This is a genomic window from Aminobacter sp. Piv2-1 (assembly GCF_037625995.1).
In the GTDB taxonomy this organism is placed as follows: Bacteria; Pseudomonadota; Alphaproteobacteria; order Rhizobiales; family Rhizobiaceae; genus Aminobacter.
In genome coordinates this window covers 438,592-447,009 of the sequence record NZ_JARKMU010000003.1, presented here as the reverse complement: position 1 = coordinate 447,009, position 8,418 = coordinate 438,592, and the positions used below count along the sequence as shown (strand labels likewise).

Genomic DNA, 8,418 nt, shown 5'->3' with positions numbered 1-8,418 from the left:
GAACCTGCGCGGCGCGCCCGTCGACCACGTGGTGCCGGTGCGCGAGGTGCGCCTGGCCGCCGGCGCCGGCTTCGTCGTCGCCATCTGCGGCGAGATCATGACCATGCCCGGCCTGCCCAAGGCCCCCTCCTCGGAGAAGATCTTCCTCAACGAACAGGGCCAGATCGAAGGCCTGTTCTGAGAGCCAAGTCCAAGCGTCGCGAACACCCGAGGCCCGGCAATCTTGCCGGGCCTCGTCGTTTCCGGGGACCGGCGAATTTCAGGCGCGCGCAATTCTGCGCACGGGTGTCCGGCCTGACGGGCTCACCCAAAAGTTGCCTATCAGTAAAATTTCTTGCACTTGGATATTGCCCTTCCGGCAGATTTCGAGTCAATATGTCTCCGACACAACGCCCCAACGGCGAGGTCGCCGTTCCCGGGGCGGAATGGACAGAGTGGAGGAGATTTATCAAATGACAGCTTCCTGGCGTTTTTCGACACTGGCCGACCGTCACCGCGCGCTCGGTTCCAAACTCGAAGACTGGAGCGGCATGGGCACGGCCTGGTCCTACGACAAGGACGCGAACGAGGAATACGTCGCGATCCGCACCAAGGCCGGCCTGATGGACGTTTCGGGCCTCAAAAAGGTCCACATCACCGGCGCCCATGCCTCGCATGTCATCGATCTCTGCACCACGCGCGACGTCGAGAAGATCTATCCCGGCAAGTCCGTCTATGCCTGCATGCTCAACGATGCCGGCAAGTTCACCGACGACTGCGTCATCTACCGCATCTCGACCAACTCCTGGATGGTCGTGCACGGCTCCGGATCGGGCCATGAGGAACTGACCCGCGCCTCGATCGGCCGCGACGTCTCGGTCCGCTTCGACGACAACCTGCATGATCTTTCGCTGCAGGGCCCGCTCGCCGTCGACTACCTCGCCAAGCACGTGCCGGGCATCCGCGACCTCAACTACTTCCACCACATGCAGACCCAGCTCTTCGGCCTGCCGGTGATGATCTCGCGCACCGGCTACACCGGCGAGCGCGGCTACGAGATCTTCTGCCGCGGCCAGGACGCCGGCAAGATCTGGGACACCATCGTCGAGGAAGGCAAGCCGATGGGCATCATCCCGACGCGCTTCACCACCCTCGACATGCTGCGCGTCGAGAGCTACCTGCTGTTCTACCCCTACGACAACTCGCAGAAGTATCCGTTCGCCAACGAAGGCCCCGGCGACACGCTGTGGGAACTCGGCCTCGACTTCACCGTCAGCCCGGGCAAGACCGGCTTCCGCGGCGCCGAGGAGCACTACCGCCTCAAGGGCAAGGAACGCTTCAAGATCTTCGGCGTGCTGCTCGACAGCGACAAGGCAGCCGACGAAGGCGCCGAGATCTGGCGCGACGGCAAGAAGGTCGGCGTGGTAACCTGCGCCATGTATTCGCCGCTCGTGAAGAAGTCGATGGGCATCGCTCGCCTCGACGTCGACTGCGCCATCGTCGGCACGCCGCTGGAGATCCGCAACGCCAGCGGCACGGTCAAGGCGACCGCCCAGTCGCTGCCGTTCGACGATCCGAAGAAGCTGAAGCGCACGGCGAAGGGCTGAGACCTTGGACAGTGCACCGGTGAAGACGATCCTCAGTCGCCCGGTCTACGGAATGTTGTCCCCGCAGGCCGGCAGCAGCCACCTTCTCATAGCGGACGCCGAAGGGGCGTCCGCGATACTGGACCTGGCGAGGCAGGCGCCCGAAGGGTTCTTCGCCAGCGCCCATATCATCTTCATACCGGGCCGGACCGGAAACCGCTTCCAGGACAGCCTGAAGGCGCTCAAGCCGGCCCAGTATTATGAGGGTCCGTCATTCGCGGCGGCCCTGCCGCGGCTGAAATGGACCCTCGCCAACGCCCATATGGGCCTGCGGATCTACCTCGCCGGCACCGAAGGCCTGATCGGCCAGGCCATGCTGGCGGCGACCGAGGCGGGCATCGACCATGCCTCGATCCAGACCGAGCAGCGCGGCTCGCTCGCCCGTCGCGTGCAGTGCGTGCATTGCAAGGGGATCACCGAGGAGGTGACCACCCAGCCGGCGACCTGTTCGCACTGCGGGCTGCTGCTGCTGGTGCGCGACCACTATTCGCGCCGCATCGCTGCATTCCAGGGCGTCTGCATCAACGCGGAGGACCCGACCGAGGTCCCTCACAAGGAGGAGATTTTCCGGTGAGCGCGGGAACAACCAAACTGAACGTCACCGTGACCGACGTCGTCGCGGTCAACGAACTGGTCAAGCGCTTCCATTTCGAGCGCACGGACGGCGAAGACCTGCCGACCTTTTCGGGCGGCGCCCATGTCGTCGTCGAGATGCGCGACGCCGACAAGACCAGGCTCAACCCCTACTCGCTGATGAGCTCGCCGCTCAACACGCGCGACTACACCATAAGCGTGCGCCGCGACGACTCCGGCCGGGGCGGCTCGCTGTTCATGCACAATCGCGTCAAGCGCGGCATGGAGATGGTGATCAGCTATCCGGTGAACCTGTTCTCGCTGGATCTGCGCGCCAAGAAGCATCTGATGATCGCCGGCGGCATCGGCATCACGCCGTTCCTGGCGCAGACCGCGCAGCTCGCCTCCGCGAGCGGCAATTTCGAGCTGCACTACACCTGCCGCACCGCGGCGCTGGGCAGCTACACGGACGTGCTGCGCGAGCGCTACGGCAACCGCGTGCACCTCTATTACGACGACCGCAACGAGCGTATCCCGCTCGAACGCCTGCTCGCCACCCAGCCGCTCGGCACGCACATCTATGTCTGCGGCCCCGCGGGCATGATCAACTGGGTGCGGGAAACCGCCGCCCAGCACGGCTGGCCGGAAGGGACGGTGCACTACGAGCATTTCGCTGCGCCGCAGCCGGGCAAGCCCTTCGACGTCACGCTGGCCGTGTCCAAGAAGGAGATCCGCGTCGGTGAGCAGCAGAGCCTGCTCGAGGCCCTGGAAGCCGCGGGCATCGACCCGCCCTATCTGTGCCGCGGCGGCGTCTGCGGCCAGTGCGAGACGAACGTCGTCTCCTATGACGGCACGTTCAAGCACAACGACCATTGGCTGAGCGAGGAGGAACACTGCTCAGGCAAGAAGATCATGCCGTGCGTGTCGCGGTTCGAGGGAAAATCACTGGTTCTCGAACGCTGACAACCGGCCCCGGAATTGGGAGGATTTCATGGGTATCAATTTCAGGAAAGAGACGTTCCGCGACGACTTCAGCTTCAGGAACAGTCCCGAGCAGGTCAGGCGGTTTCCGTTCCCGTTCAACGAAGACTCCTACATGTATGCGGTGAACATCGAGCCGCACGTGCCCGGCCCGAAGAACTCGGTCTTCGAGCATCTCATCGACGTCGACGAGCACTACGTCTCGGAGATGCAGGATCGCGCCATGGTGCTGGCAGAGGATCCGCTGCGCTGCCAGTCGCTGCCGCACATGACGCTGGCCGGCTGGGACCTTCTCGAACTGCTGATGACCGCAAAGGCCAAAAGCTATCCCGAGCATTTCGAGCTGACGCGGGAAGGCGATCGCTGGCGCTGGGTCAACCGGCCGCTCGGCATCGACGATACCTTCACCTTCGGTGATCTCTCCACCCTGCCCTACGGGCCGATGGAATACATCACCCGCCAGAGCCAGGGCGATTTCGCGGTCCTCGACCAGCGCGAGGGCAATCTGTGGATGGATGCCGGCATGGTCACCACCCAGGCCGACTGGTCGCTCGACTTCGACATCGGCATGAACTTCTTCGAGTGGCATGCACCAGTGCCGCTGGCGCACGAGAAGGGCATCTTCACCCGCGCGCTGAAGTTCCTCACCAACGTCCAGCAGGGCCAGCCGGCGCGTCGCCTGAACTGGACCATGACCATCAATCCGCGGCTCGACACCAGCCCGGAGAACTTCCACAAATGGGGCTCCGACCGTTTGACGGTCACGCCCGAGAATGTCGGCGAGAAGGTCCACCTGCGCGTCGAACTGCAGAGCTTCTGGCGGCTGCCGCGTTCCAATGCGCTGGTGTTCCCGATCCGCTGCTATCTGATCAAGATGGAGGAACTGGTGGCGCAGCCGAAATGGGCGCGCCGCTTCCACCGCGTGCTGCGCGACCTGCCGGACGAACTTGCCGACTACAAGGGCCTGACCCGCTACCGCCCGACGGTCGTCGAGTGGCTGTCAAAGTACGACGACGGCGCCCCGACCTCGCCCGGCTTCAGCCCGGACTGATCGGCCGACGATGCCAGGGGCGGTCCCGGCAAAGGCCGGGGCCGCCCTTATCTTTACAGGCAGAGCCGTACGCGGCCGCATCTGGTCGGAGGTGACGATGAACGATCCGCTGCAGCCCGCAAGGCGATCGCTGTTTTCCGAGCTCGGCGGCGAGGAGGCGATCCACCGCCTGGTCGAGACCTTCTACGACATCGTCGAGCAGGATGCGGACGCCGAACTTCTGCACCGCCTGCACCTGCGCGGGCACGGCGTCGCCCATTCGCGCGAGGAACAGTTCAACTATCTCTGCGGCTTCTTCGGCGGGCCGAGCTACTATGTGCAGAAGCACGGCCATTCCAGGCTCAAGGAAATCCACGAGCATGTCGAGATCGGCCCGGAAGAGCGCGACCTCTGGCTGAAATGCATGCGCCGCGCGGTGGAAAAGGCCGACATCCCGGAAAACTGGCGCGACATGGTGATGCGCCATTTCGGCTTCGCCGCCGAGACGGCCCGCAACCGCGACTGAACCTGCTTTCCGATGCCGCCGCGCGACCGCCGCAGACCCGCCCAGGATGGCGGGACGCCTAATCGCCGCTGCTGCCCTGCGGATACGAGATGATCGACAGATACTTGATCGGCAGCGTGGTCAACTCCTCCGGCCCGTGCGGCGCGTCGGCGTCGAAGAACAGGCTGTCCCCGGGCGTCATGCGGTAGAGGTTGTTGCCATGGCGATACACCACCTCGCCCTCCAGCATGTAGAGGAATTCCATGCCCTCGTGCTGGAACATCGGAAAGACGTCTGAATCCTCCGAGAGCGTGATCAGGTAGGGCTCGACGGTCACGCCGGCGGTGTTGGAGCCGATGTGGCCGAGCAGGTTGTACTGGTGGCCGGCGCGCGTGCCGCGCCGTTCGACGTCGACCCCCTCGCCCGCCTTGACGAAGACGGCGTTGCGCTCCTCTTCGAAGCGGCGGAAGAAGGCGGTGAGCGGCACGCCCAGCGCCCGCGACAGGGCCTGCAGCGTCGTCAGCGACGGCGAGGTGATGCCGTTCTCGATCTTGGACAGCATGCCGAGCGAGATGTTGGTCATCGCGGCAAGGTCGGCGACGGTGATGCCGAGCTTCTTGCGGAAGGCACGCACCTCGTGGCCGAGCGCCACCTCCAATACCTTCTCGGGCGTGTCGCGAATGGCGTGCGGATCTTGCTTGAGCGGCGCCGGCCGCCCCTTGTTGGTGACGACGGCCGCTCGCTTGCCATCGAGTAGCGTGGCAACAGACTGGTCTTCTTTCACGTCAAATATTCCCCATTCGGCGATTCATAAGGCCAAAAGTGCACGTCAGGTAATTTTCTTTCCTCTTGCTTACAAGTTCCACGAAGATGGAACCTTGGGCAGCCGGGACCGATTCTTGCCGCATCGGCATCGCGAGGCATGATTTCATCCGGACGCCGGCTGCGCCAGGGGTAATACTTCGCCAAGGGCAATCGTCCCAGACATTCCCTTCCGCGACCAGCAGCAAAAGGTCGAGGGCCGGTGCGCTCGGCCCTTTTCCGTTCGCACCGACCTCCCTCCATCTCAGCACTTCCGCTGGCCGCTGCCGGCTGCAATCCCGCCTTACGACCTCGGCCTCGTCTTCTGCGGATCGTAGTGGGCGAAAGGCACGATACGGGCCGGCAGGCGCTTCTGGTGGCCGTCGAGCTTGCCGATCTCCACCTCGGTGCCGACATTGGCGTGCGTGGCATCGACGCGGGCGAGCGCGATGTTCTTCTTCAGGATCGGCGAACGCATCGACGAGGTGACGACGCCGATCTGGGCACGGCCGATATGGACGCAGTCGCCGTGGCCGACTGCGACGTTGCCGTCGATGTCGAGGCCGACCAGCTTGTGGATCGGATGCTCCTTGCGACGGATCAGCGCCTCGCGGCCGATGAAGTCGTCGGTCTTGGTCTTGAGCGGCACGGTGAAGCCGATGCCGGCCTCGAACGGGTCGGTCTGGTCGGAGAACTCGTAGTTGGCGAAGATCAGGCCGGCCTCGATGCGCACCATGTCGAGGGCGGCAAAGCCCATCGGCTTGAGGCCATGCGGCTGGCCCGCCTCCCAGACTGCGTCAAAAACCTTCTCGGCATCGCGCGGATGGCACCACACCTCGTAGCCGAGCTCGCCGGTGTAGCCGGTGCGCGACACCACGATCGGCACGCCCTGCGCATCGCCGATGCGACCGATGGTGAAGCGGAACCACTCGAGTTCGGCGAGCGACGGCTGGTGCGGCGGCGTCCAGACGATCTGCTTGAGGATGTCGCGGCTGTTGGGGCCCTGGACGGCGATGTTGTGCATCTGGTCGGTCGAGGAGCGGACGAGCACCTTGAGGCCGAGCTTCTCGGCAACCTCGCGCAGCCACACGCCGGAATAGTCGTCGCCGCAGATCCAGCGGAAATTGTCCTTGCCGAGCCTGAGCAGCGTGCCATCGTCGACCATGCCGCCATGCTCGTAGCACATGGCGGTGTAGACGACCTGGCCGACGCCGAGCTTCTTGACGTCGCGGGTCAGCGTGTACTGCATCAGCGCTTCGGAATCCGGGCCGGTGACCTCGAACTTGCGCAGGGCGGAAAGATCCATCACCACCGCCTTCTCGCGGCAGGCCCAGTACTCCTCGATCGGGCCTTCCTTGGCGAATTCGTTCGGCAGCCAATAGCCCTTGTACTCGATGAAGTTGCGCGTGTGCTTGGCGAAGCTCGAGTGGAAGGCGGTCTCACGGGTCATCTTGGGTTCGGCGTCAGGGGTCATTCGTCTAGCTACCGCTCGCGAGAATTTGTTCTGCCCGGAATAGGTCCGGACGTGGATGTCTGTGAGGTTCCAGCCGTTGGACGGCGTGGTGTCGTCGGGGCAGGCCGACGACACGCAGACGATGTCGGTCAGCGCCCTGAGCAGCACGTAGTCGCCCGGCCGCGACCAGGGTTCGTCGGAATACATCACGCCATGGGCGTCGATGCCGGTGTTGAAGAAGAAGTTCGCCGCCATCCAGCCCGCGCGCGGCGTCACCCCCCTGTCGGCGAGCGCGCCATTGAAATTCTCCGAGCAGTTGATGTGCCCAGGATAGCCGATGTCGTCGTAATATTTGGCGTAGCAGGCGAGCGCGAAGGCGTCGTGGCGGCCGCAGGTGTCCTGGATGACCTCGACCAGCGGCTCGAAGTCCTGGTCGTAATATTTGGCGTGCAGGCCCGGCATCGGATAGGCGTGGCCCATCAGCGAGCGGGTGGCGGTGACGTCGAGCGCGAGGTCGCGGCCCTTGTCGAGCTTGCGGGCCGAGAAGCACTGGAAGTCGGTGCACTGGCGGCCGTCGACGTCGATGATCTGGATGTAGTCGCCGGCCTTGACGAAATAGCTCTCCGCCGTGCGCGACTTGATCCTGAGGTCGAGCACCGGGTCGGCGAGCGGGTCGGGCAGATCGGACTTGCCGGCCTTGCGGACGGTTGCCCGTTTCACCATGACCACCAGCGGCGTCGAGGTGTCGTGGCCGTCGACCGCCATCGGGCCGCCGGGCGCGGCAACCACCAGCGTGCCGTCGCGGCTGGCAACGAAGCTCTCTTCCTTGCCTGCCGGCGTCGTGGCGTCGAAGAAGCGCACCGCCTCGGCCCGGCCGAGGTCGAGCTTGCGCCGGGCGAGCCCGAGGCGGAACTTCTGCAGGCTGTCGTCGCCAGTGGCGAGCAGGTCCTTGAGCCCCGAGGCGTCACTGTTGGTGCGCGCACCCAGGATGCCGGGATCGGCGCGGCCCGCGGCATCGAAGGCGACGAGCTCGCAGGGCTGGCCGCCCTCGAGGTTGCGGATGGCGATGCGGTCGCCGGCCTCGATTTCGAACAGCGCCGCCCCCGCGCCCGGCACGTGATAGCGCTCCATGCCGGGCATGAGCAGACCGGGCTGCAGGATGAGACTGGGCTTCGGCGGGCCCATCGTCACGGCGGGGTAGTCTGCGATCGTCATTACCACCTCGTCAGGAATTTGCCTGTGTGTAAAAATATTTCAATCTAGAGAATACCTGATTTTGCCGTCCTAGCAAGGCTTCGTTTCGCCGCAATGCCGGAAAATGAGGCAAGGTGACCGTCCGCCGGGCAACTTCCCGGGCGTCGTTCGGGATCGTTTGAAGCCCCGCCCCCGACCCACCGAGCGATTGCCCCTGCCCGCGCCACCGTGTTAGTGAACCGGCTTCGACAAACAT

General features: G+C 64.7%; 8 protein-coding genes. 6 read left to right on the top strand and 2 right to left on the bottom strand.

Translation table 11 applies throughout. The features are described from left to right. The 6 genes from AmiPiv_RS08335 to AmiPiv_RS08310 form a co-directional block, all read left to right on the top strand. Positions 1-181, top strand: a 181-nt coding sequence (locus tag AmiPiv_RS08335; protein ID WP_340036880.1) for a formate--tetrahydrofolate ligase, incomplete at its 5' end; no start/stop codon positions are given. A 271-nt stretch (positions 182-452) separates the two neighbouring features. Beyond that, entirely contained in the window at positions 453-1,586 is a 1,134-nt protein-coding gene (locus AmiPiv_RS08330; RefSeq protein ID WP_340036879.1) for an aminomethyltransferase family protein, read from the top strand. 19 nt (positions 1,587-1,605) lie between these two features. Further along, positions 1,606-2,199, top strand: a complete 594-nt coding sequence (locus tag AmiPiv_RS08325) for a dimethylamine monooxygenase subunit DmmA family protein (RefSeq protein ID WP_445206920.1) — start codon at positions 1,606-1,608, stop codon at positions 2,197-2,199. Beyond that, complete coding sequence (locus AmiPiv_RS08320; protein ID WP_340036878.1) at positions 2,196-3,161, top strand: PDR/VanB family oxidoreductase; 966 nt, start codon at positions 2,196-2,198, stop codon at positions 3,159-3,161. The genes AmiPiv_RS08325 and AmiPiv_RS08320 overlap by 4 nt, the downstream gene beginning before the upstream one ends. A 28-nt stretch (positions 3,162-3,189) precedes the next feature. Continuing rightward, positions 3,190-4,230, top strand: a complete 1,041-nt coding sequence (locus tag AmiPiv_RS08315) for a heme-dependent oxidative N-demethylase family protein (protein ID WP_340036877.1) — start codon at positions 3,190-3,192, stop codon at positions 4,228-4,230. Between the two features lie 97 nt (positions 4,231-4,327). Then, positions 4,328-4,735, top strand: a complete 408-nt coding sequence (locus AmiPiv_RS08310) for a group II truncated hemoglobin (RefSeq protein WP_340036876.1) — start codon at positions 4,328-4,330, stop codon at positions 4,733-4,735. Between the two features lie 58 nt (positions 4,736-4,793). On the opposite strand, the gene AmiPiv_RS08305 is transcribed toward AmiPiv_RS08310, so the two are convergent. Continuing rightward, the gene (locus AmiPiv_RS08305) at positions 4,794-5,498 is read right to left on the bottom strand and encodes a helix-turn-helix domain-containing protein (RefSeq protein ID WP_340036875.1); all 705 of its coding nucleotides are present in this window, start codon (positions 5,496-5,498) and stop codon (positions 4,794-4,796) included. Positions 5,499-5,819: 321 nt separating this feature from the next. After that, complete coding sequence (locus AmiPiv_RS08300) at positions 5,820-8,183, bottom strand: DUF1989 domain-containing protein (protein ID WP_340036874.1); 2,364 nt, start codon at positions 8,181-8,183, stop codon at positions 5,820-5,822. Positions 8,184-8,418 lie beyond the last annotated feature (235 nt).